Raw genomic sequence first — 23,041 nt, forward strand, 5'->3', positions numbered from 1 at the left:
TTTCCAAATTCAATTCGCCGAGAAAACAACAATGAGCCAACGCGTGATGTCCCTTGCCGCCCTGACGGTACTCGAGCTGTCGCCTGTCGACATGGTCGAGGTTGCTGCCCGCGCAGGCTACAGCCATGTCGGCCTGCGCCTGGAACCGGCCACGGCCGAGGAACATCACTTTGCGCTGGTGGCCGACGCCGGCCTGCGCCGGCAGACCGCCGCGCGCCTGCGCGATACCGGCATCCAGGTGCTGGATGTGGAGATTTTGCGGCTCAAGCCCGAGACCTGCGTGGCCGACTTCGAAGCCCTGCTGGCGGTCGGCGCCGAGTTCGGCGCCAGCGAGCTGCTGGTGGCCGGCAACGATCCTGACGAGCAACGCCAGAGCGACAATTTTGCGGCCCTCTGCGACCTGGCCGCAGATTACGGCCTGCATCCGCACCTGGAGTTCATGCCCTGGACCGACGCCAAGAACCTCACCCAGGCCTGGCGCATCGTCGAGCAGGCCGGGCGCGACAATGGCGGGGTGCTGGTCGATGCCTTTCACTTTGACCGCTCCGGCTCGTCGCTGGATGAGTTGCGCCAGGTGCCGGCCTCGCGGCTACGCTATGCACAGTTGTGCGACGTGGCCGGGCCGCGTCCGCACGATATGGCCGAGATCTTGCGTCAGGCGCGCAACGAGCGGCGGTTTCCCGGCGATGGCAATTGCGATTTGCCCGGCTTGTTGCGTAGCCTGCCGCAGAACATTGCGCTGAGCCTGGAAATTCCCGTTCGCGACCAGGGCCTGAGCGCCTTGCAGCGGGCACAGATGGCCCTGGACAAGACCTGTCAGTTGCTCCGTCAACTCTGAACCTGCGAGCTTTTATCGATGCCCCGTCCTACTGCGCTCGACGCTGTCAGCCAACCGCTCAAGGGCATTGCCCTGGTGGTGCTGGCGACCTTTCTGTTCGCCAGCCACGACGCCTTGTCGAAGTACCTGGCGGGGTTCTATCCGATTCTCTGGGTGGTGTGGGCGCGCTACCTGGTGCACACCCTGCTGATGATGGTGATCTTCCTGCCGCAGTCGGGCCTGCGCGTGTTGCGCACCCGGCGACCGGGGCTGCAGACCTTGCGCGCGCTGTGCCTGCTGGGCACCAGCCTGTTGTTCACCACCGCCCTGCAGTACATACCGCTGGCCGAGGCGACGGCGGTCAACTTCCTCGCGCCGTTGCTGGTCACGGCGCTGTCGCTGCCGCTGCTGGGCGAGAAGGTCACGCGCGGGCAATGGGTGGCGGTGCTGGTGAGTTTTGTCGGGGTGACGGTGATCATCCATCCGGGCGGGGCCTTGTTTACCCCGGCGGTGTTGCTGCCATTTGGCTCGGCCTTGTGCTTCTGCTTCTACCAGTTGCTGACGCGCAAGCTCAGCGGCACCGACAGCCCGACCACCAGCAACTTCTTCACCGGCCTGCTCAACACCTTGGTGATGAGCGCCGTGGTGCCGATGTTCTGGCAGACCCCGAGCTTCATCCATGGCCTGATGGCCGTGGCCCTGGGCACCTGCGGGATGACCGCGCACCTGTTCCTGACCCAGGCGTTCCGGCATGCGCCACCGGCCATGCTGGCGCCGTTCAGTTACTGTCAGATCGTGTTCGCCGGTGTTCTCGGCCTGGTGTTGTTCGGACACAGCCCGGACATGGCCGGGCTGGTGGGGATTGCCTTGATCTGCCTCAGCGGCCTGGGCGCCGCCTGGTTGCAACGGCGGCGTTAGGCCTCGACCTTCGGCACCTTGCGCGGGGCCATGAAGTACATCCAGGTCAGGGCGATGAAGTACATGGCCGGGATCATGGTGAACAGCAGGGTGTAATTGTTGTTGGTGGTGGTCAGGATGTAGCCGACCAGCTGGGTCATGAACATGCCGCCGATGGCCGCGCACATGCCGCCGAAACCGAACACCGTGCTCATCATGTGCTTGGGCGTGTAGTCCATGACCAGGCTCCAGATGTTGGCGGTCCAGGCCTGGTGCGCGGCGATGGCCAGGGAAATCGCCAGCACCGCGACCCACAGGCTGCTGGCGCCGGCGGCGAAGATCACGCCGATGATGGTGGTGGCGAACAGCAGCATCGACAGCAGCCGCGCCTTGACCGGGGCCATGCCGCGGCCGATCAGGAACGACGAAAGAATGCCACCGCCGACACTGCCGAAATCCGCACTCAGGTAGATGACGATCAGCGGGATACCCATCTGCGTGACGCTGATGCCCAGGCTGTATTGCTGGTTGAGGAACGGTGGCAGCCAGTACAGGTAGAACCAGAACACCGGCGCGGTCATCGAGTAGGCCAGGGCGAAGGCCCAGGTGCCGCGCATGCGCAGGATTCGTGAGAACGGCACGCGGGCTTGTTCCGGTTCCACTTCGCTTTGCACGTAGGCCAGTTCTTCTTTGCTGACGCTCGGGTGATCTTCCGGGTTGAAGTATTTCAGGCCCCAGAACACTACCCAGACCAGGCCCAGGGCGCCCATGCCGATGAACGCCGCTTGCCAGCCCCAGACGGTGAGGATCAACGGCAACAGCATCGGCGTGAACATGGCGCCGACGTTGGTGCCGGCGTTGAAAATGCCGGTGGCCACGGCGCGCTCACCGGCCGGGAACCATAAGCGGGTGGTCTTGACGCAGGCGGGGTAGTTGGCCGCTTCGGTCAGGCCGAGAATGAACCGGCAGACCATGAAGCCCACCGCCGAGGTGGCCAGGCCATGGGCGCCGGTAGCCAGGCTCCAGAGCAGCACGGCGCAGAAGAACACGCGCTTGACGCCGACCCGGTCGATCAGCCGGCCTTGCAGTACGAAGCCGATGGCGTAACCGACCTGGAACCAGAAGTTGATGTTGGCGTAGTCCATCGCCGTCCAGCTCATCTCCTTGGCCAGAATCGGCTGCATCACCCCGAGGGCGGCGCGGTCGATGTAGTTCAAGGTGGTGGCGAAGAACACCAGCGCGAGCATGACCCAGCGGGTCTTGCCGACGGCCATGGCGCCACGCAGCTTGTCGCCGATGCCGGCGTGCGCAGTAGTACCCAGGGGCTGGGCCATGCGGGTGGATTGAGAGTGGATCATCGCGGGTTACCCGTATTTTTATGTTTATGGGTCAAGCCTTGGTGTCGAAATGGTGCGCCTGTGGTCAAAAAAGGGTCAATTGACTGAACGCTATATTGGGCGATAATCGAACACAAAACTAACTAGTTCGTACCTTTTGCATTGAGCAAAATTTGCTCAACACCAATAATTCCTCCACCGGTTTTTGCCTGCCCATCGGAGCCAGAATAATGCAGCGTTCGATCGCCACCGTATCCTTGAGCGGTACTTTGCCAGAAAAACTCGAAGCCATCGCCGCCGCGGGCTTCGATGGGGTCGAGATCTTCGAGAATGACCTGCTGTACTACGCCGGCAGCCCGCGCGAAATTCGCCAGCGCTGCGCCGATCTGGGCCTGGCGATTACCCTGTTCCAGCCGTTTCGCGATTTCGAGGGCTGCCGCCGCGATCGCCTGGCGCGCAACCTGGAACGCGCGGAACGCAAATTCGATTTGATGCAGGAACTGGGCACCGATCTGGTGCTGGTGTGCAGCAATGTCGCCGCCGATTCCCTGGGTGAGCGCCAGGTGCTGATCGACGACCTGCGCCTGCTGGCCGAGCGCGCTGGGGCCCGTGGCCTGCGCATCGGCTACGAAGCCCTGGCCTGGGGCCGCCACGTGAACACCTGGGAGCAGGTCTGGGACATCGTCAAAACGGCTGACCACGCAAGCCTGGGGATGATCCTCGACAGCTTCCACACCTTGTCGCTCAAGGGCGACCCACGGGCTATCGCCCAGGTGCCGGGGGACAAGATTTTTTTCGTGCAGATGGCCGACGCGCCGCTCCTGGCCATGGACGTGCTGGAGTGGAGCCGGCACTTTCGCTGCTTTCCGGGGCAGGGCGAGTTTGACCTGGCGGGTTTTCTCGCGCCGATCCTGGCCAGCGGTTACAGCGGCCCGCTGTCGCTGGAGATCTTCAACGATGGCTTTCGCGCCGCGCCGCCTCGGGCCAATGCCGCCGATGGCCTGCGCTCGCTGTTGTACCTGGAAGAAAAGACCCGCCAGCGCCTTGAGCAAGACCGCGTAGCGCCGGCCAGCGACGACCTGCTGTTCGCCCCACCACGTGCCAGCGCCTACGATGGCGTCGAGTTTCTCGAGTTCGCCGTCGACGACGCCCTGGGAGCCAAGCTCGGCAACTGGCTGGAGCGCCTGGGCTTTACCCGCGCCGGCGTGCACCGTTCGAAGAATGTCAGCCTGCTGCGCCAGGGCGACATCAACCTGATCCTCAACGCCGAGCCTTATTCCTTCGCCCATAACTTCTTTGAGAGTCATGGCCCGTCGCTGTGCGCCACGGCGATCCGGGTCAAGGACAGCGCCCAGGCCCTGGCCCGTGCCGTGGCCTACCATGGCCAGCCCTATCGCGGCCTGGTCGGCCCCAACGAGCGCGAGCTGGCGGCGGTGCGTGCGCCGGACGGCAGCTTGATCTACCTGGTCGACCAGGATGCCCAGGGCCGGACTATCTATGACACCGACTTCAGCCTGCAGCCACAAGCGGGCAGCAGCCTGGGCCTGACCCGCATCGACCATATGGCCCTGGCCTTGCCGGCCGACGGCCTGGACAGCTGGGCGCTGTTCTACAAGAGCGTGCTGGACTTTACTGCCGACGACGAAGTGGTGTTGCCCGACCCTTATGGTCTGGTCAAGAGTCGCGCCTTGCGCAGCCGTTGCAGCTCGATCCGCCTGCCGCTGAATATTTCGGAAAACCGTAATACGGCGATTGCCCATGCCTTGTCGCATTACCGCGGTTCCGGCGTTCACCACATTGCCTTTGACTGCGAGGACATTTTTACTGCGGTCAAACAGGCCAAGGAGTCGGGGGTGGCTTTGCTCGACATTCCGCTCAACTACTACGACGACCTTGCCGCACGCTTTGATTTCGACGACGAGTTCCTCAGCGAACTGGCTTACTACAACGTGCTCTACGACCGCGATGCCCAGGGCGGTGAGCTGTTTCATGTGTACACCGAGCCGTTTGAGGAGCGCTTCTTCTTCGAGGTGCTGCAACGGCGTAACGGCTACAGCGGCTATGGCGCGGCCAACGTCGCCGTGCGCCTGGCCGCCATGGCCAAGGCCCGCGCCGGCGCGCCGGCCCAGGCCAAGTTGTAGGGCGCAGGCGCCGAGGCTTCCTTACTCAGCACCCGGGGCTCATAATTGCCGGGTTAACCGATGGCCATGAGTCCCGTATGACGACTACCCCAGCACTCTGCGCAGCCCCCGAACAAGCGCCGCGCAAGGGCCGCAAGAACAATCCGGAAAAGACCCGCGAGAATATTCTCCAGGCGGCAATCAGCGAGTTCGTCCAGCAGGGGCTGGCCGGCGCCCGGGTCGATGCGATCGCCGAGCGCACGCAAACCTCCAAGCGCATGATCTACTACTACTTCAACAGCAAGGAGCAGTTGTACGTAGAAGTGCTGGAGAAGCTCTACGGCGATATTCGCAGCACTGAAAGCAACCTGCACCTGGCCGAACTCGAGCCGCGCCTGGGCATCCGCCGGCTGGTGGAATTCACCTTCGATCACCATGATCGCAACGTCGATTTCGTGCGCATCGTCTGCAACGAGAACATGCACCACGGCGAGTACGTGAAGCGCTCGGCGGCGATTCGCTCGATGAACAAGACCGTACTCACGGCGCTGGATGAAGTGCTCAAGCGCGGCGCTGGCGAGGGGGTATTCCGCCAGGGGCTGGAGGCGCTGGATGTGCACCTGCTGATCAGCTCGTTCTGCTTCTACCGGGTGTCGAACCGGCACACCTTTGGCGAGATCTTCCAGGTGGACTTCGAGGACAAGGCGGTCAAGGACCGGCATCGGCAGATGATTTGCGAGTCGGTGCTTAGATTTTTGCAGGCCTGAGTATTTTCGCGGGGCAAGCCCGTTCCTACCGTAGGAGCGGGCTTGCCCCGCGATGCTTTTCAGTCACCCAGACTGTTGAAGTGCTCGATCATCCGCGCCGCATCAGGCTTCACCCCGCTGAACAGTTCAAACGCCTTCACCGCCTGGAACACCGCCATGTTCGCCCCGCTCAGGGTGCGGCAGCCCAGGGCCCGGGCTTCGCGCAGCAGTTCGGTTTGCAGCGGAAAGTAAACAATCTCCGCCACCCACAGATCCGCCCGTAGCAGCGCCTTGGGCACCGGCATGCCCGGCAGCTTGGCCATGCCCATGGGCGTGGTGTTGACCAGGCCGTCGGCGCTGGCCATGGCGCTTTGCAGGTCATGACCGACCCTGGCGCGGCTGCCGGCAAAGTGCTGGTTGAGGTTGTCCACAAGGGCCTGGGCACGGGCCGGTTCGACATCGAACACGCTCAGTTGCCCGACCGCTTCTTCCAGCAGCGCATGAGCTACCGCAGCGCCGGCGCCACCGGCGCCCATCTGCACCACCTGGCGGCGCGGCGCGTCGCTCAGGCCACGGCGAAAGCCCTCGGCAAAACCCAGGCAGTCGGTGTTGTGGCCGATGCGCTTGCCGTCCTTGAGTACCACGGTGTTCACCGCGCCGATACCGCGCGCTTGCGGTGACAGTTCGTTGAGCAGCGGCAGGATCGCCTGCTTGCACGGGAAGGTGATGTTCAGGCCGGTGAAGCCCATGTGCTCGGCCGCGGTCAGCAGCTCTTCGAGGGCGCTGCTGTCGAGCTTGAGCTGGTCCAGGTCGATCAGCCGGTACAGGTAGTTCAGGCCTTGCGCGGCGCCTTCGTGCTCGTGCAGCGCCGGGGTGCGCGAAGCCTGGATGCCCGCGCCGATAAGGCCGGCAAGAATGCCGGAAGAAGAGGCCAAAGCCATGTTGAAAACTCCGTTGTTATTCTTGGTGATGAAGCGGGAGTGCCTTCGCTTAAAAATGTACCGAATGGTTAATTTGGTCAATCGGGCGCAAGGCCGCAGGGGTGTTTTCTGTGCGCTGATCGCACAGCCTGTGCTACACCTGTTGCTTTGCACCTGACCACGGAGGGCAACATGGCAACGCCGATCAACGACCTGCAGTCGCTGGGTGAAACCTGGCCGGGCCTGGCCAACCTCACCCAGTCGATTTTCGCGGCCCTGGGTGGCCACGGTTTTCGCAATGCCTTTCGCCTCGACCATTCGCGCAGCACCTGCCTGCTGCTGATCGACGGCCTGGGCTGGAACCTGCTGCAGGCCCACGCCCGGCATGCGCCGTTTCTTGCCTCGCTGATGCAGCCGGACAGCCACTTCAAGGTAGGCTTTCCAGCCACCACGGCGACCAGCCTGGCCTCGGTGGCTTGCGGGCTGGGCAGCGGCGCCCACGGTATCGTCGGCTGCGGCTTTGCCCTGGATGAGCACACTGAACTGTCGCCACTGACCTGGACCACCTCGCCCTTGCAGGTCGAGGCGCAGGCCAGTGGCGCGCCGCCGCCGGAGACTTTTATCGTGCCCGCCGATGCCTGGGGCCAGGCCGCGGCCCAGGGCATCGCCATCAGCACGGTGATGCTCGGGCGCTATGCCGGTTCGGACTTCACTCGGGCGATCTACCGGGCCGGCAAGATCCTCCCTGCGCCGGCCTATGATGCCTATCCGGAACTGGTCAATGCCGCCCTGGCCGTGCCGGGGCCGGCGTTCTGCTTCGCCTATTTCGGCGACCTGGATTTTGCCGGGCACCTGTTCGGCCCAGGCTCCGAGGGCTGGCTCAAGCAGTTGCAGATTGCCGACCAGCTGGCCCGGGCCATCGCCCAATCCTTGCCTGAGCAGGCGCGGCTGATGGTGATTGCCGACCACGGCATGCTGGCGCTGGACAGCGAACAGGTGCGCGACTTTGATCTGGACCCGGCGCTGCAGGAGGGCGTGCGGGCGATGGCCGGGGATATTCGCGCGCGCTACCTGTACACCCACGCGCACCAGCAGGACCGCGTGCACGAGCGCTGGCAGAATCGTCTGGGGGAGGGCTATCACGTGTTGAGCAAGGCCCAGGCGATTGCCAAGGGGCTGTTCGGCGATGTGCTGCTAAGCCAGGCGGAAGCGCGGATTGGCGATCTGATCGTGGTTCCGAACGGGGCGGGCGGGATTATTCGCAGCGAAGTTGAAAAGCACGCCAGCCAGTGGCGGGGGCACCATGGGGCGTTGACCGATGAGGATCAGCTGGTGCCGTTGTTGATGTGTTCGGGGTTCGGCTGAAGGGCCCGCTCCTGCAGGAGCGGGCTTGACCCGCGGTAGCTTCAACGGCGAACCAGCAACACCCCGCTCTCCATGTGATGGGTATACGGAAACTGGTCAAACAACGCACAGCGCTCGATGCGATGGGTGTCGTGCAACTGGGCGATGTTGGCCGCCAGGGTTTGCGGGTTGCAGGAGATGTACAGGATGTTGTCGAAGCGCCGGGTCAGCTCGCAGGTATCCGGGTCCATGCCGGCGCGCGGCGGGTCGACGAACACACTGGCGAACTGGTAGCTCTTAAGGTCAATGCCTTCGAGGCGGCGGAACGGACGCACTTCGTTCAGCGCTTCGGTCAGCTCTTCAGCCGACAGACGCACCAGGCGCACGTTATCCACAGCGTTGTCGTCGAGGTTGTGCAGGGCGGCATTGACCGAGGTCTTGCTGATCTCGGTGGCCAGTACCTTGCGCACCCGGGTGGCCAGCGGCAGGGTGAAGTTGCCGTTGCCGCAGTACAGCTCGAGCAGATCGTCCTGGCGCTCGCCCAGGGCTTCATAGGCCCAGTTGAGCATCTTCTGGTTGACCGCGCCGTTAGGCTGGGTGAAGGCGCCTTCGGGCTGGCGGTAGCGGAAGGTGCGCCCGGCAATCTGCAGCTCTTCAACTGCGTAATCGCGGCCGATCACCACGCGCTTGCCCTTGGAGCGGCCGATGATGCTCACGCCCAGGTCGCTGGCCAGTTGCTGCGCGGCGCGCTCCCAGTGCTCGTCCAGCGGACGGTGATAGCACAGGGTGATCATTGCATCGCCTGCCAGGGTGGTGAGGAACTCCACCTGGAACAGCTTGAAGCTCAACGCCGAGCTGGCTTGCCAGGCGGCCTTGAGCCGTGGCATCAGGTCGTTGATCTGCAGACTGGCAATCGGGAAGTCTTCGATCAGGATCGGCGTGTGTTTCTCGCCCGGGGCGAACATCGCGTAGAAGCGCTGCTCGTTTTCGCGCCACAGGCGGAACTCGGCGCGCAGGCGATAGTGCTCGCGCGGCGAGTCGAATACCGCAGGCTCGGGCGCCGCGAACGGCGCCAGCAGCTCGCGCAGGCGCGCGACCTTGGCGTCGAGCTGCTGGGTGTAGGTCGAAGGGTCGAAGACAGCACTCATGCGTTGAACCAGCCCAGTTTGATGACGAACAGGACCGAGAGGATCACCAGTGCCGCGTTGAGGTCACGGGCGCGGCCGGAAAGCAGCTTGATCGCGGTCCAGGCAATGAAACCGAAGGCGATGCCGTTGGCGATCGAGTAGGTCAGCGGCATGGCCAGGGCAGTGACCACCACCGGCGCGGCTTCGGTAATGTCGTCCCAGTTTATTTCAGCCAGGCCCGAAGCCATCAACACGGCGACGAACAACAGCGCCGGTGCCGTGGCGAAGGCTGGCACGCTGCCGGCCAGCGGTGCGAAGAACAGCGCCAGCAGGAACAGAATGGCTACCACGATGGCGGTCAGGCCGGTGCGGCCACCGGCGCTGACGCCGGCTGCAGATTCGATGTAGCTGGTGGTGGTCGAGGTACCCAGCAGGGAACCGGCCATCGCCGCGGTGCTGTCGGCGATCAGCGCCCGGCCCATTTTCGGCATGTGGCCGTCCTTGCGCATCAGGCCGGCGCGCTTGGCGACGCCGATCAGGGTGCCGGAGTTGTCGAACAGGTCGACGAACAGGAAGGCGAAAATCACGCTGATCAGGCCGACGTCCAGCGCGCCCTTGATGTCCAGCTGCAGGAAGGTCGGCGCCAGCGACGGCGGCATCGACACCACGCCGTTGAATGGAGTCACGCCCAGGGCGATCGAGGCCACGGTCACCGCCAGGATGCCGATCAGCACCGCGCCGCGGACCTTCATGGCCTCCAGCGCGACGATCAGGAAGAAGCCCAGGGTGGCGAGGATCGGCGCCGGTTTCTTGAGGTCACCGAGGCCCACCAGGGTGGCCTGGTTATCGACGACGATGCCGGCGTTATGCAGGGCGATCAGCGCCAGGAACAGGCCAATACCGGCGGCAATTGCCGAACGCAGCGGCAACGGGATGCTGTTGACGATCCATTCGCGGATGCGAAAGATCGACAGCAGGAAGAAGCACACCGCCGAGATGAACACCGCGCCCAAGGCCACCTGCCAGGTGTGGCCCATGTGCAGGACCACGGTGTAGGTGAAGAAGGCGTTCAGGCCCATGCCCGGTGCCAGAGCGATCGGGTAGTTGGCGATCAGGCCCATGGTGGTCGAGCCGATCGCCGCTGCCAGGCAGGTGGCGACGAACAGCGCGCCCTTGTCCATGCCGGTCTCGCCGAGAATGCTCGGGTTGACGAACAGGATGTAGGCCATGGCCAGGAAGGTGGTCACGCCCGCGAGAATCTCGGTGCGGACATTGGTGTCGTGTGCTTTTAGTTGAAACAGCCTTTCCAGCATGCCTGCTCCCCGTGGCGCTCCCGGCGCCGTGAATGTATCGACCCAGTTAGCAAAGCACAGACTGTACCGGGAGACTGTGGTTTTTCCCTGGGTCGGAAAAAAGCCGCGCATCATACCAGCATGCTCGGGCAGCGGTAATTAATGTCGCGATACACTGCAGATATCTGCAGGTTCTGCGCCGTTCCCCCCATCCCGAGTTGACCATGCTGTGCACCTGACCGACTACCGCGACCTTAACCCGGCCCAGCGCGAGCAACTGCTCGACATCCAGGTGCGGCCTGAGCAACTGCGCTTTGCCGGCGATATGGCTAGCGCCTTGTACACCCTGCAAAGTGGCGACAGTCCCGACCGGCGTGGCGTGGCGCTGCTGCTGGACAACCTGCCGCGGGCCTTCTTGCTGCTTCAGCGCGGGGTGTTCCTGGCGCCCTGGGCCCGGGCCGATGCGGCGACGATCAATGCCTTGCAAGTCGATCAGCGCTTGCAGGGCCAGGGCCTGGGGCGATTTTTCATGCAGGCGTTGCCGGGCCTGGTGCGCGAGGCGTGGCCCGAGGTGCGTTGCCTGCAGCTTTCTGTAGACCGGGACAACCACGCCGCCCTGGCGCTGTACCTGGCCAGCGGCTGGGTCGACAGCGGCGATGGCTACCGTGCGCGCCAGGGCCACGAGCGTCAACTGACCCTGTTGCTGTGAGCGACTAAGCTTGTGGGATACCCCGGCGGAGAGCAGTTGATGACCCACAGAGCCCTGATCGTAGTCGCCGAAGGCGTGGATGACCTGCAGAGCGTGACCCTGATCGACGTGCTGCGCCGCGCCGAGATCGAAGTGGTGGTGGCCAGTATCGAAGGCCGGCGGATGCTCACCTGTGCCCGCGGCACGCGCTTGACCGCCGACGGCATGCTGGTCGACCTGCTGGCCCAGCCGTTCGACCTGATGGTCTTGCCCGGGGGCGAAAAAGGCGCACAGCACATGGCCGCGCACCAACCACTGGCGCAGCAGGTCAAGGATCAGGCCAGGGCCGGCAAGTTTTTTGCCGCGATCGGCGAAGCGCCGTTGGCGCTGCAGGCCTATGGTGTGTTGCGCCAGCGACGCATGACCTGTGACCCGGCTGTCAGCCAGGGGTTGTCCGGGTGCAGCTTTGTCGATCAGCCGGTGGTGGTGGACGGTAATTGCATCACCGCCCAGGGGTCGGCGGCGGCGCTGGAATTTGCCTTGGTGTTGGTCGAGCAACTGGCGGGCAGGGTGCTGCGCAAGCGGGTGGCGGCTGAGCTGCGGGTGTGACTATCGCGGGGCAAGCCCGCTCCCACAGGCCCTCACTGCTTATGCATATGATCGCGCCCAGCCAGGGTCGGAAACAGCTTGATCCACACCCCGGTCACCAGCAGCGTGCCGACCCCGCCCAGCACTACCGCCGGTACCGTGCCGAACCAGTGCGCAGTCACTCCTGACTCGAACTCACCGAGCTGGTTCGAGGCGCCGATGAACAGCCCGTTCACCGCGCTGACCCGGCCGCGCATTTCATCCGGTGTCTCCAGCTGCACGAAGGCACCGCGTATTACCATGCTGATCATGTCGGCGGCGCCCAGCACCGCCAGCACGGCGAGGGAAAACCAGAACGAAGTGGACAGGCCAAAGGCAATGGTCGCCACCCCGAACACGCCGACAGCGGTAAACATCACCCGCCCGACCTTGCGCTCCACCGGAAAGCGCGCCAGCCACAGCGACATCAGCAGGGCGCCCACCGCCGGCGCCGAGCGCAGCAGGCCCAGGCCCCAGGGGCCGGTCAGCAGGATGTCCTTGGCAAACACCGGCAACAGCGCGGTGGCGCCGCCCAGCAGCACGGCGAACAGGTCCAGGGAGATCGCCCCGAGGATGTCCGGGCGGCTGCGGATAAAGCGAATGCCGGCCATCAGCGATTCGAGGCTGGCGCGGCCCTGGTTGCCTGGTTGCTGGCGCGACACCAGGCCCAGGGTCAACACGCAGGCAATCAGGTACAACGCTACCGTCGGCCCGTACACCCAGACGCTGCCAAAGGCATAGAGAAAACCGCCCACCGCCGGCGCGACGATGGTCGCCGCCTGCATCGCCGAGGCAGAAGCAGCCACGGCACGTGGAAACAGCTCGGAGGGCACCACATTGGGCAGCAGCGCCTGGGTCGCCGGCATTTCAAAGGAGCGTGCGCTACCGAGCAAGAACGCCAGCAGGAAGATCAGTTCGCGGCTGACGCTGTGGGTGCTGCTGGCGACCACCAGCACCAGGGCGATCATGGCCTGGGCACTCTGGCACAGGGCGGCGACCCGGCGCCGGTCATAGCGGTCGGCGACGTGTCCGGTGTGCAGCATGAACAGCACCCGCGGGGCAAATTCCACCAGGCCCACCAGGCCTAGGTCGAGGACATTGCCGGTCAATTGGTAGAGGTGCCAGCCGATCGCCACGGTAAGCATCTGAAAGCCGCTGGCGGTAAATACCCGGGCCAGCCAGAAGGCCAGGAAGGGACGGTGATGACGCAGCAGCAAAACGGGGTCTGACATCGGCGAAACAGAGCCTCGGCGCAGGGATCGACGCTGCAGGTTATCACCACTTTGTAACAGCAGGTTGCGAGGAATGGCACCTGTGTGCGGTAAGCGCACTGTTTTGGGGCGCGGTAAAGGGGGTGAGACAACCGGTCACGCGGCAATCAACCACACAAGCGCACAGCCCGTTCAGGACTATCCTTTCAGGCATCCGTTGATCTGGATCAATTGTTTCATTTGCAACGGCATGGCCAGACGGCCGAATTCCCTGCGATGTGATGTTTACAGAACAATTCCAACTTGCCGCACTCAACTACCGTGGGGGCAGTTGGCGCCAAGGCCACCGCCTGACGCCGGATTACCTGACAGAGGAAGCACTATGTTCGGATTAGAGGCTCTAGATCTCGCCCGAATTCAGTTCGCGTTTACCGTGTCCTTTCACATCCTGTTCCCGGCCATCACCATTGGCCTGGCGAGCTACCTGGCTGTTCTCGAAGGGCTGTGGCTGAAGAGCAACAACAGCGTCTACCGTGACCTTTACCATTTCTGGTCGAAAATCTTTGCCGTCAACTTCGGCATGGGGGTGGTCTCCGGTCTGGTCATGGCCTACCAGTTCGGCACCAACTGGAGCAAGTTCTCCGATTTCGCTGGCTCCGTCACCGGGCCGCTGCTCACTTACGAAGTTCTCACCGCCTTCTTCCTTGAAGCCGGTTTCCTTGGCGTCATGCTCTTTGGCTGGAACCGCGTCGGCCGTGGGCTGCACTTTTTCGCCACGGTCATGGTGGCCATCGGCACTTTGATCTCGACCTTCTGGATCCTCGCCTCCAACAGCTGGATGCAGACCCCCCAGGGCTACGAAATCGTCAACGGCGTAGTCGTGCCGGTGGACTGGTTCGCGGTGATCTTCAACCCGTCGTTCCCTTACCGCCTGGCGCACATGGCGACTGCCGCCTTTGTTGCTACAGCGTTCTTCGTCGGCGCCTCGGCCGCCTGGCACTTGCTGCGCGGCCGCGATAACCCGGCGATTCGCAAGATGCTTTCGATGGCCATGTGGATGGCCCTGATCGTCGCCCCGGTACAAGCGGTGATCGGCGACTTCCACGGCCTCAATACCCTCAAGCACCAGCCGGTGAAAATCGCTGCTATCGAAGGCCACTGGGAAAACAAGCCAGGCGAACCGACCCCGCTGATCCTCTTCGGTATCCCCGACATGGAAGCCGAGACCACCCGCTTCAAGGTGGAAATCCCGGCGCTGGGCAGCCTGATCCTGACCCACAGCCTGGACAAGCAAGTGCCGGCGATGAAGGAGTTTCCGAAAGAAGACCGGCCTAACTCGACCATCGTCTTCTGGTCGTTCCGGGTCATGGTCGGCCTTGGCATGCTGATGATCTTCGTCGGCCTCTGGAGCCTGTGGCTGCGCAAGAGCGACAAGCTCTACAGCTCGCGGCCGTTCCTGTACCTGACCTTGTGGATGGGCCCCTCCGGCCTGATCGCGATCCTCGCCGGCTGGTTCACCACCGAGATCGGCCGCCAGCCCTGGGTGGTCTATGGCCTGATGCGCACCGCCGATGGCGCCTCGAACCACAGCTACGGCCAGCTCGGCCTGACCCTGGTGATGTTCGTGGTGGTCTACTTCGCGCTGTTCGGTACCGGCCTTGGCTACATGATGCGCCTGGTGCGCAAAGGGCCGAAAACCGGTGAAGGCGACGAGACCAACCCGGGTGGCCCCGGCCAGCAACGCACCCCGGCACGGCCGCTGTCTGCCGCCGATGACGATCATGACAATGGCGAGCACGCCAGCCTGAACAAGGGGAACTGAATCATGGGTGTTGATCTTCCGCTTATCTGGGCCATCATCATCATCTTCGGCATCATGATGTATGTGGTCATGGACGGCTTTGACCTTGGCATCGGCATCCTCTTCCCGTTCGTCAAGGGCGAGCAGGACCGCGATGTGATGATGAACACTGTCGCCCCGGTCTGGGACGGTAACGAAACCTGGCTGGTGCTCGGTGGCGCGGCGCTGTTCGGCGCCTTCCCGCTGGCCTACGCCGTGGTGCTTTCAGCGCTGTACCTGCCGTTGATGCTGATGCTGATCGGGCTGATCTTTCGCGGCGTGGCCTTCGAGTTCCGCTTCAAGGCCACTGCAGCCAAGCGTCACCTGTGGGACAAGGCCTTCATCGGCGGCTCGCTGGCGGCTACCTTCTTCCAGGGCGTGGCCCTGGGCGCCTTCATCGAAGGCTTTGAGGTGGTCGATCGCAGCTACGCTGGCGGCAGCCTCGACTGGCTGACCCCGTTCAGCCTGTTCTGCGGCCTGGGCCTGATCGTGGCTTACGCCTTGCTCGGCTGCACCTGGCTGATCATGAAGACCGAAGGCAAGCTGCAACTGCAGATGCACGACCTGGCGCGGCCGCTGGCCCTGGTGCTGCTGGCGGTGACCGGCATCGTCAGTATCTGGACGCCGCTGGCCCACCCGGACATTGCCGAGCGCTGGTTCAGCCTGCCCAACCTGTTCTGGTTCCTGCCGGTACCGATCCTGGTCCTGGTAACCCTTTACGGTTTGCTCCGGGCGGTGGCGCGGAACGCACACTACACCCCGTTCCTGCTTACCCTGGTGTTGATCTTCCTCGGCTACAGCGGCCTGGGCATCAGCTTGTGGCCGAACATCATTCCGCCGTCGATCTCGATCTGGGACGCTGCCGCGCCGCCGCAAAGCCAGGGCTTCATGCTGGTCGGGACCTTGTTCATCATCCCGTTCATCCTCGGTTACACCTTCTGGAGCTATTACGTGTTCCGCGGCAAGGTGACCCACGAAGATGGCTACCACTAGGGGAGCATGGCAATGACTGGCAAAGGCACGATGGACGAAGAGAAGAAACCGCTCTGGCAGCGCCTGGGCTGGTTGGTAGCGATCTGGGTCGGCAGCGTGGTGAGCCTGGCCCTGGTCGCCTGGCTGATGCGCCTGTTCATGAGTGCGGCCGGACTGAGCACGCACTAGTACGATATTTCCCATCCCGCCTTGCGGCGGATTTACAGCCCTTCGCAGCATCAGCTGCGGAGGGTTTTTTTTGCCCTGTGGGGGCGGCTTGACCCGTGATTCAGGCGACGCGGTACTGGCCTATTTACGCGCCTTGAGCACCACGAACTTGGGCGTCGCCGCCACCTGCTCGACCCCACGGAACAAGCGCGCCAGCTTGCTGTGATAACCCAGGTGACGATTGCCGACGATGTACAGCGCACCACCGACCACCAGCGCCTCGCGCGCTTGCTGGAACATCCGCCAGGCGAGGAAGTCACCGACTACCTGCTGTTGATGGAACGGCGGATTGCACAGCACCACATCCAGCGACTGCGCTGGCTGCCCGGCCAGGCCGTCGTCGGCGCGCACCGTGACTTCACGCGGGCCCAACGCCGCCTGCCAGTTTTCCAGTGCCGACTGCACGGCCATGTATGACTCGTCGACCAGGGTGTACTGCGCCTGCGGGTTGGCCAGGGCGCTGGCGATGGCCAGCACGCCATTGCCGCAACCGAGGTCCGCGACACGTGCATCGCCGAGGTCCTTGGGCAGGTGCGGCAGGAACGCCCGGGTGCCGATGTCCAGGCCTTCGCGGCAGAACACGTTGGCGTGGTTGAGCAGCACCAGGGGTGGCGCGTCGAGTTGGTAGCGGGTCGGGTAGGGCGAATCGAACGCCGGCTTCGGCTCGAAGGTAGCAATCAACAGCCGGGCCTTTTTCTTCGCCAGCGATGCCTGCACCGGGCCGATGTATTTCTCCAGCAAGTCACCGGCGGCGCGCGGCAAGTGTTTGATCATGGCCCCAGCCACCACCTGTGCGCCGGGCGCCAGCTGGCCCTGCAGGCGAATCAGTTGCTCTTCGAGCAGGGCAAGAGTCTTTGGCACGCGTACCAGTACCCGGTCGAACGGGCCTTGCCAGGTATTGCTGGCCGCCACGAAGGGCACCGCGTCGAAGGCCAGGCCATTGCGCACCAGGTTCTTTTCCAGGGCCAGATGCGCCAGGTGCGAATCGCCGCTGCTGAGCACCGACACATGCGCTGCCAGGCTGATGGCCAGGGCGCCGAAACTGTCGTTGAGCACCAAAACCCGGCTGGTCGCGGTAGGTGCCTGTTCGGCCAGGTGCTCCAGCAGGTACTCGTCGGCAGCATCGAAGGCTTGCAGGGGATCGTTGGCTTGTTCGGGCTGGCGAAGCAGGTCGAGTTCGGCGAAGGGGCTGGTCAGCAGGGGCATGGTGTAAGGCTCTGGGGCATTGATGTGCGTGCGTGCGGCGCGCTCTACAGGGCCGTGATTCTACCGTGCTTTGCGAAGGTACGGGGGCGTTGGCTCAGATCAGGCCACGCATCGCCGCAATGGCGATTGCGCCGGCTTTGTTGCTGGCGTTGGTTTTGGTGATGATGCTGCGGATGTGAAAGTTCACCGTGCTCTGTGACAGCGAGAGGATGCAGGCGATGTCGGCGGCGGTCTTGCCGGCGGCCGACCATTTGAGCACTTCGGTTTCCCGCTCCGAAAGGTTGTACGCCGGGGTTGCTTGCCCGGGTTGGCGGTCAATCATCAGCGTGTGCAGCAGGTTGCACAGCCAGATGGTCTGGCCGGCCTTGTCATAGAGTTCGTCTAGATTGATTGCGCCCTGGCTGCGGGCGATGCTGAGGATGCTTTCGTTGTGACGCATGTCGTGGGCCGACTGGCTCCAGCCGTGGCGCAAGCCGAAGGATTTTGCCTCTTCGCGAAATTCCGGTGTCTCTCGGAACACATCATCGCACCACAGCAATGGCATCAGGGAGTGGTGGCAATGGGCGACGGTGGGATCGATGTCCACGTAGTTGCAACGTTGGTAGCGTTCGTTCCAGGCGTCGGGATAGTTGTTGAAGAATCGCATTTGCGGCGCGAAAGTGGCTATCTGCACGCGCATGCCGAAACACAGGTACTCCATGTCCAGTTGCTGGGCCAGGGAAACCGCCAGGTCAAACATCCGTTGTTCATCTGTTTCGGCTAGCAACTGCTCGAGTTGCTGTTCTTTCCAGTGCGGCATGGGGGAGATCTCAAGGGGGTGGATCCAAGATCTGGCAGGGTGCAAAGTAGTGTAGGAAATGTCCCACGGTTTTGTTGGGTTTTTTGGCTATAGAAATGTGAACATTTTGGCAGGCCTGTTCTTTAGCGATCTTCTTGATATCAGTTCGAAATCATTGGGCTATTACCGGCATCGTGCAGTGATTTTCTCCTGTCGCTGTTGAAGTGTTGTGACAAGGGGTTTTTCTCCCTTCGGCGTCGCTTGTGCGGCTGGTACCGCGCCCGCGGTTGATGCCACTACAAACCAACGGTGTTTATCCCTCGGCGTTTGCGCGACACTGGGGCATCTGTTTTTTGGAGCAAGCCATGACTGCCAGTGCTGAAAAGTTCACCCGCCAGACGCTGCTCGACGTCCAGCCGCTGACCCCCAGCCTGTTCAGCCTGCGAACCAGCCGCGACCAGGGCTTTCGTTTTCGTGCCGGGCAGTTCGCCCGTCTTGGGGTGACCAAGGCAGACGGTAGTGTGGTCTGGCGCGCCTATTCGATGGTGTCCTCACCGTTCGACGAGCATCTGGATTTCTTTTCCATCGTAGTGCCGGGCGGCGAATTCACCAGTGAGCTGAGCCGCCTGGGCGCCGGCGACAGCCTGTTGATCGATCGCCAGGCCTTCGGTTACCTGACCCTCGACCGCTTCGTTGATGGCCGCGACCTCTGGCTGCTGGCGACCGGCACCGGTATCGCGCCATTCCTGTCGATCCTCCAGGACTTCGAAGTGTGGGAGCGATTCGAGTCGATCAAACTGGTTTATTCGGTGCGTGAGGCCCGCGAGCTGGCCTACCTGGATTTGATCGCCGGCCTGGAGCTGCGCGACTACCTGGCCGAGTACGCCGGCAAGCTGCAGTTCATCCCGATCGTCACCCGCGAGCAGCATCCGGGAGCGCTGAACCAGCGCATTACCACCCTGATCGAGAACGGCGAGCTTGAACGCGCGGCGGGCCTGGCGCTGACTCCGGAACATTCGCGGGTAATGCTCTGTGGCAACCCGCAGATGATCGACGACACCCGCAAAGTGCTCAAGCAGCGCGACATGAACCTCAGCCTCAGCCGCCGCCCCGGTCAGGTCGCGGTCGAGACCTACTGGTAAGCGCCAACAAAAACGGCGCCCGCAGACGCCGTTTTTTTAGCCCTGGGTTCAAGGTTGCCGATTCTGCGACTTGAGCAGGTCGCGAATTTCGGTGAGCAGCTCTTCTTCTTTGGTCGGCACCGGCGGCAGGGTCGGCGCGGCGGCTTCTTCGCGTTTCAGGCGGTTGATGACCTTGACGCCCATGAAAATCGCGAAGGCGACGATGATGAAGTCGAGGATGGTCTGGATGAATTTGCCATAGGCCATCACCACCGCCGGTATGTCGCCTTCGGCGGCCTTGAGGGTGACCGCGAGGTCGCTGAAATCGACGCCGCCGATCAGCAAACCGATCGGTGGCATGATCACGTCACCTACAAAAGATGAAACGATTTTGCCAAAGGCGGCGCCGATAATGATACCGACGGCCATATCGACGACATTCCCTTTGACCGCGAAGGCCTTGAATTCATTGAGCACGCCCATGGTTTATTCCTTGTAACAGATGAGTTGGGTAAACGCAGTGTAATTCAGCTATGCGCTTCATGCTCCGCGCTGCTGCAACAGACTGCGGTTATACCGAATAGTTTTGTCGTTTTCTCTGCCCGCCGGGGCGTCCGAGGTCGGCTATGATGGTGCCTTTTTCCAGAGGACCGTCCCCATGGCCAAGGCCAAGCGCATGTACGGCTGCACCGAGTGCGGCGCGACCTTTCCGAAATGGGCCGGGCAATGCGCTGAATGCGGTGCCTGGAACACCCTGGTCGAGACCGTGCTCGAGAGTGGCGCGGCCGCCGCACCGAGCGGGCGCACCGGCTGGGCCGGGCAGCAGGCGCAGATCAAGACCCTGGCCGAAGTCAGTGTCGAGGAAATCCCGCGCTTCACTACCGCCAGTGCCGAACTCGACCGGGTACTCGGCGGCGGCCTGGTCGACGGTTCGGTGGTGCTGATCGGTGGTGATCCGGGCATCGGCAAGTCGACCATCCTCCTGCAGACCCTGTGCAACATCGCTACGCGCATGCCGGCGCTGTACGTCACCGGCGAAGAGTCCCAGCAGCAGGTGGCGATGCGCGCCCGGCGCCTGGGCCTGCCCCAGGACAAGCTGCGGGTGATGACCGAAACCTGTATCGAGACCATCATCGCCACCGCCCGGCTGGAGAAGCCCAAGGTGATGGTCATCGACTCGATCCAGACCATCTTCACCGAGCAGTTGCAGTCGGCGCCTGGCGGTGTTTCCCAGGTGCGCGAAAGCGCAGCCTTGCTGGTGCGTTATGCCAAGCAGAGCGGCACGGCGATCTTCCTCGTCGGTCACGTGACCAAGGAAGGCGCGCTGGCCGGGCCACGGGTGCTCGAGCACATGGTCGATACCGTGCTGTATTTCGAGGGCGAATCCGACGGCCGCTTGCGTTTGCTGCGCGCGGTGAAAAACCGTTTTGGCGCGGTCAACGAGCTGGGCGTGTTCGGCATGACCGACCGTGGCCTGAAGGAAGTCTCCAACCCCTCGGCGATCTTTCTTACGCGTGCCCAGGAAGAAGTACCGGGCAGCGTGGTCATGGCCACCTGGGAAGGTACCCGGCCGATGCTGGTGGAGGTTCAGGCCCTGGTCGACGACAGCCACCTGTCCAACCCGCGGCGGGTCACCCTGGGCCTGGACCAGAACCGCCTGGCCATGCTGCTGGCGGTGCTGCATCGCCATGGCGGCATCCCTACCCATGACCAGGACGTGTTCCTCAACGTGGTCGGCGGGGTCAAGGTGCTGGAGACGGCCTCCGACCTGGCGCTGATGGCGGCGATCATGTCCAGCCTGCGCAACCGTCCGCTGGACAACGGCCTGCTGGTGTTTGGCGAGGTTGGCTTGTCTGGCGAAGTGCGCCCGGTGCCGAGCGGCCAGGAGCGTTTGAAGGAAGCGGCCAAGCATGGCTTCAAGCGCGCCATCGTGCCCAAGGGCAACGCCCCGAAGGAAGCGCCGCCCGGGCTGCAGGTGATTGCCGTGACCCGCCTTGAACAGGCGCTGGACGCGCTGTTCGAGTGATCTTCGCATCCCGGCACGTGCAAGGCGTGCCGGGGTGAAGTTGCAACTGATTCTCACTAACGAGTAGCATACCGCCTTCTTTCCGGCCATCCACAGGGAGTTCGCGTGGCGGAGTCCGACTTGAAGCGGCTGTTCCTCAAGCACGCGAAAACCTTGCAGGGGTTGCTGACGCGCAAGGTGCGTGACCCGCAGCTGGCTGCCGACCTGGTGCAGGAAAGTTTCCTGCGCCTGGCCGAGCAACAGGGCCGCGAACGAATCGACAACACCCCGGCCTACCTGTATCGCACCGCGCACAACCTGATGATCGATCATGTTCGCCAGCAGCAACGGCGAAAGACCGATTCGGTGCCCCACGAAGCACTGGAAACCATCGTCGAGGACAGCCCGGGCCTGGACGAAAACGCCGCAACCGAGCAGCACATGCGCCGCCTGCGCCGGGCCCTGGCCGACTTGCCGCCACGCACCCAGGAAGTGTTTCGTCTGAACCGCCTTGAGGGCATGACCCACGCCGAGGTGGCGCGGGCGCTGGATATTTCCGACAGCTCGGTACAGAAGCATCTGGCCAAGGCCTTGGCCTATGTGATGCAGTGTCTGCAGGAACCAGGATGACGAACGGTTTACTGGGAAATGCGCCTTCAGACGTCAGCACTCACATAACCAGAATTCGAGAGAACCGTGTGACCAGCCAGAACTCGCCAGAGCAAGCCATTCGCGAGCAGGCCGCCGAGTGGGCGGTGCTGCGCTGCGCCGGCCCGTTGAACCCCGAACAGACGCAGGCGCTGGCGCGCTGGCTAGCCTGTGATCCGCGCCATGCCCAGGCGCTGGATTTTGCCCAGGCGACCTGGGCTGATCTCGGCCGTCTTGGGCGCATGCACCAGTCCGCGCCAATGGCAGCCCCGGCGCTGGCTCGGCCACTGGCCGGGCGTCGGCGCCGTTCACGCCTGCGCTGGGCGCTGAGTACGGCGGCGCTGCTGGTGCTGGCGGTAGTGGGCGTGGAGCAGGCGCCGAGCCTGGCGCTGGCATTGCGCGCCGACTACGCCACGGCCAAGGGTGAGGTTCGCCAGGTGACGCTGCCCGATGGCAGCCAGGTCGACCTCGACAGCCAGAGTGGCATCGAGCTGGCTTATAACGACAGCGAGCGCCGCGTGCGCCTGTTGGCCGGTGAAGCAGTGTTCACCGTTGCAGCGGTTTCTGGCGCTGAACAACGGCCCTTTGTGGTCGAGCGGGCAGGGGGCAGCAGTCGCGCCCTGGGCACGCGTTTCGTGGTGGGCCCCGAGCCTGACGGCGGCACCTGGGTCGGCATGCTCGAACACAGTGTTGCCGTGACCTTGCAGGCCAGCCCGCACGCGGGCAGTTCCGAGCAGGTGCTCAAGGAAGGCCAAAGCCTGCGCTACGACGCCGCCCATGGCATTCGCCCATGGCCTGAGCAGGACGTGCGTCGCGCCAGCGCCTGGCAGCGCGGCGTGCTGGTGTTCGAGCGCGAACCGCTGGCCGAGGTGGCCGCACAGCTCAATCGCTATCGCAGCGGTCATGTGCTGATCAGCGACCAGGCCCTGGCCCGGCGTGAGGTCAGCGGCATGTTTCGCCTGGATAACCTCGATGCCGCGCTGGCCATGCTGACTGAAGAGCTCAAGGCCAGCCGCCTCGACCTGCCCGGGCTGACGCTGATCTATTGATCGCTGCGCCGGCGATTGTCGGTTGCGCTGTTTTCCACGAAACTGGCATTTTGACAACGATCTCAAGG

Annotated in this window: 22 protein-coding genes; 14 read left to right on the forward strand and 8 right to left on the reverse strand. The window is 63.5% G+C overall.

The window, feature by feature from the left end:
* The first annotated feature begins 31 nt into the window (after nt 1-31).
* Nucleotides 32-838 (forward strand): sugar phosphate isomerase/epimerase, encoded by an 807-nt coding sequence (locus tag LOY22_RS03360; protein ID WP_045195864.1) that lies wholly within the window; start codon nt 32-34, stop codon nt 836-838.
* An 18-nt stretch (nt 839-856) separates the two neighbouring features.
* Nucleotides 857-1,735, forward strand: a complete 879-nt coding sequence (locus LOY22_RS03365) for a DMT family transporter (protein WP_045195866.1) — start codon at nt 857-859, stop codon at nt 1,733-1,735.
* Here the strand turns inward: LOY22_RS03365 and LOY22_RS03370 are convergent.
* Nucleotides 1,732-3,072, reverse strand: a complete 1,341-nt coding sequence (locus LOY22_RS03370; RefSeq protein ID WP_045195868.1) for an MFS transporter — start codon at nt 3,070-3,072, stop codon at nt 1,732-1,734. The genes LOY22_RS03365 and LOY22_RS03370 overlap by 4 nt on opposite strands.
* Nucleotides 3,073-3,281: 209 nt before the next feature.
* On the opposite strand from LOY22_RS03370, the gene quiC reads away from it, so the two are divergent.
* Together quiC and LOY22_RS03380 are read left to right on the forward strand one after the other, a co-directional pair.
* A complete protein-coding gene (gene quiC, locus LOY22_RS03375; protein ID WP_093387831.1) occupies nt 3,282-5,192 on the forward strand; it encodes a 3-dehydroshikimate dehydratase QuiC in 1,911 nt (636 codons plus the stop codon).
* 77 nt (nt 5,193-5,269) lie between these two features.
* Nucleotides 5,270-5,938, forward strand: a complete 669-nt coding sequence (locus tag LOY22_RS03380) for a TetR/AcrR family transcriptional regulator (protein ID WP_045195875.1) — start codon at nt 5,270-5,272, stop codon at nt 5,936-5,938.
* Nucleotides 5,939-5,997: 59 nt separating this feature from the next.
* Here the strand turns inward: LOY22_RS03380 and LOY22_RS03385 are convergent, their stop codons facing one another.
* The gene (locus tag LOY22_RS03385; protein ID WP_371128688.1) at nt 5,998-6,858 is read right to left on the reverse strand and encodes a shikimate dehydrogenase; all 861 of its coding nucleotides are present in this window, start codon (nt 6,856-6,858) and stop codon (nt 5,998-6,000) included.
* Between the two features lie 171 nt (nt 6,859-7,029).
* Here LOY22_RS03385 and LOY22_RS03390 point away from each other — a divergent pair, with 171 nt between their 5' ends.
* Nucleotides 7,030-8,202: an alkaline phosphatase family protein gene (locus LOY22_RS03390; protein ID WP_258596348.1), complete on the forward strand. Its 1,173-nt coding sequence runs from the start codon at nt 7,030-7,032 to the stop codon at nt 8,200-8,202.
* A 41-nt stretch (nt 8,203-8,243) separates the two neighbouring features.
* On the opposite strand, the gene trmA is transcribed toward LOY22_RS03390, so the two are convergent.
* On the reverse strand, nt 8,244-9,329 hold the full coding sequence (trmA, locus tag LOY22_RS03395) for a tRNA (uridine(54)-C5)-methyltransferase TrmA (RefSeq protein WP_045195878.1): 1,086 nt from the start codon (nt 9,327-9,329) through the stop codon (nt 8,244-8,246).
* Nucleotides 9,326-10,621, reverse strand: coding sequence for an NCS2 family permease (locus LOY22_RS03400; RefSeq protein WP_045195880.1), 1,296 nt, complete (start codon nt 10,619-10,621; stop codon nt 9,326-9,328). Before LOY22_RS03400 ends, trmA begins: the two co-directional genes overlap by 4 nt.
* Nucleotides 10,622-10,829: 208 nt before the next feature.
* On the opposite strand from LOY22_RS03400, the gene LOY22_RS03405 reads away from it, so the two are divergent.
* Both LOY22_RS03405 and LOY22_RS03410 read left to right on the forward strand, forming a co-directional pair.
* Nucleotides 10,830-11,309, forward strand: coding sequence for an N-acetyltransferase (locus LOY22_RS03405; protein ID WP_258596351.1), 480 nt, complete (start codon nt 10,830-10,832; stop codon nt 11,307-11,309).
* 39 nt (nt 11,310-11,348) lie between these two features.
* Entirely contained in the window at nt 11,349-11,897 is a 549-nt protein-coding gene (locus tag LOY22_RS03410) for a DJ-1 family glyoxalase III (RefSeq protein WP_045195885.1), read from the forward strand.
* A 32-nt stretch (nt 11,898-11,929) separates the two neighbouring features.
* Here the strand turns inward: LOY22_RS03410 and LOY22_RS03415 are convergent, their stop codons facing one another.
* Nucleotides 11,930-13,147: an MFS transporter gene (locus tag LOY22_RS03415; RefSeq protein ID WP_045195887.1), complete on the reverse strand. Its 1,218-nt coding sequence runs from the start codon at nt 13,145-13,147 to the stop codon at nt 11,930-11,932.
* A 361-nt stretch (nt 13,148-13,508) separates the two neighbouring features.
* On the opposite strand from LOY22_RS03415, the gene LOY22_RS03420 reads away from it, so the two are divergent.
* From LOY22_RS03420 to LOY22_RS03430, 3 genes are read left to right on the forward strand one after another with little or no spacing between them, the layout of a single operon-like run.
* On the forward strand, nt 13,509-14,948 hold the full coding sequence (locus tag LOY22_RS03420) for a cytochrome ubiquinol oxidase subunit I (RefSeq protein WP_045195889.1): 1,440 nt from the start codon (nt 13,509-13,511) through the stop codon (nt 14,946-14,948).
* Nucleotides 14,949-14,951: 3 nt separating this feature from the next.
* A complete protein-coding gene (gene cydB / locus LOY22_RS03425) occupies nt 14,952-15,959 on the forward strand; it encodes a cytochrome d ubiquinol oxidase subunit II (protein WP_045195891.1) in 1,008 nt (335 codons plus the stop codon).
* Nucleotides 15,960-15,971: 12 nt separating this feature from the next.
* On the forward strand, nt 15,972-16,127 hold the full coding sequence (locus LOY22_RS03430; RefSeq protein WP_045195893.1) for a DUF2474 domain-containing protein: 156 nt from the start codon (nt 15,972-15,974) through the stop codon (nt 16,125-16,127).
* A gap of 120 nt (nt 16,128-16,247) precedes the next feature.
* Here LOY22_RS03430 and LOY22_RS03435 read toward each other — a convergent pair whose 3' ends face one another.
* Both LOY22_RS03435 and LOY22_RS03440 read right to left on the reverse strand, forming a co-directional pair.
* On the reverse strand, nt 16,248-17,372 hold the full coding sequence (locus LOY22_RS03435; RefSeq protein WP_213602491.1) for a methyltransferase: 1,125 nt from the start codon (nt 17,370-17,372) through the stop codon (nt 16,248-16,250).
* A 94-nt stretch (nt 17,373-17,466) separates the two neighbouring features.
* Nucleotides 17,467-18,171 carry an autoinducer binding domain-containing protein gene (locus tag LOY22_RS03440; RefSeq protein WP_123564513.1) on the reverse strand — a complete coding sequence of 235 codons (705 nt, stop codon included), beginning with the start codon at nt 18,169-18,171 and terminating at the stop codon, nt 17,467-17,469.
* A gap of 344 nt (nt 18,172-18,515) precedes the next feature.
* Here LOY22_RS03440 and LOY22_RS03445 point away from each other — a divergent pair, with 344 nt between their 5' ends.
* On the forward strand, nt 18,516-19,292 hold the full coding sequence (locus LOY22_RS03445) for a ferredoxin--NADP reductase (RefSeq protein ID WP_258596355.1): 777 nt from the start codon (nt 18,516-18,518) through the stop codon (nt 19,290-19,292).
* Between the two features lie 48 nt (nt 19,293-19,340).
* Here the strand turns inward: LOY22_RS03445 and mscL are convergent, their stop codons facing one another.
* The gene (mscL, locus tag LOY22_RS03450) at nt 19,341-19,754 is read right to left on the reverse strand and encodes a large-conductance mechanosensitive channel protein MscL (protein WP_093387855.1); all 414 of its coding nucleotides are present in this window, start codon (nt 19,752-19,754) and stop codon (nt 19,341-19,343) included.
* Between the two features lie 175 nt (nt 19,755-19,929).
* Here mscL and radA point away from each other — a divergent pair, with 175 nt between their 5' ends.
* The 3 genes from radA to LOY22_RS03465 all read left to right on the forward strand — a co-directional run bounded on the left by radA (nt 19,930) and on the right by LOY22_RS03465 (nt 22,973).
* Nucleotides 19,930-21,297, forward strand: coding sequence for a DNA repair protein RadA (radA, locus tag LOY22_RS03455; protein ID WP_045195900.1), 1,368 nt, complete (start codon nt 19,930-19,932; stop codon nt 21,295-21,297).
* A 105-nt stretch (nt 21,298-21,402) separates the two neighbouring features.
* Nucleotides 21,403-21,906, forward strand: a complete 504-nt coding sequence (locus LOY22_RS03460; RefSeq protein WP_045195901.1) for an RNA polymerase sigma factor — start codon at nt 21,403-21,405, stop codon at nt 21,904-21,906.
* A 68-nt stretch (nt 21,907-21,974) separates the two neighbouring features.
* A complete protein-coding gene (locus LOY22_RS03465; protein WP_258596358.1) occupies nt 21,975-22,973 on the forward strand; it encodes a FecR domain-containing protein in 999 nt (332 codons plus the stop codon).
* Nucleotides 22,974-23,041: the final 68 nt, after the last annotated feature.

The sequence above is a fragment of the Pseudomonas sp. B21-035 genome (genome assembly GCF_024748945.1).
Lineage (GTDB): Bacteria > Pseudomonadota > Gammaproteobacteria > Pseudomonadales > Pseudomonadaceae > Aquipseudomonas.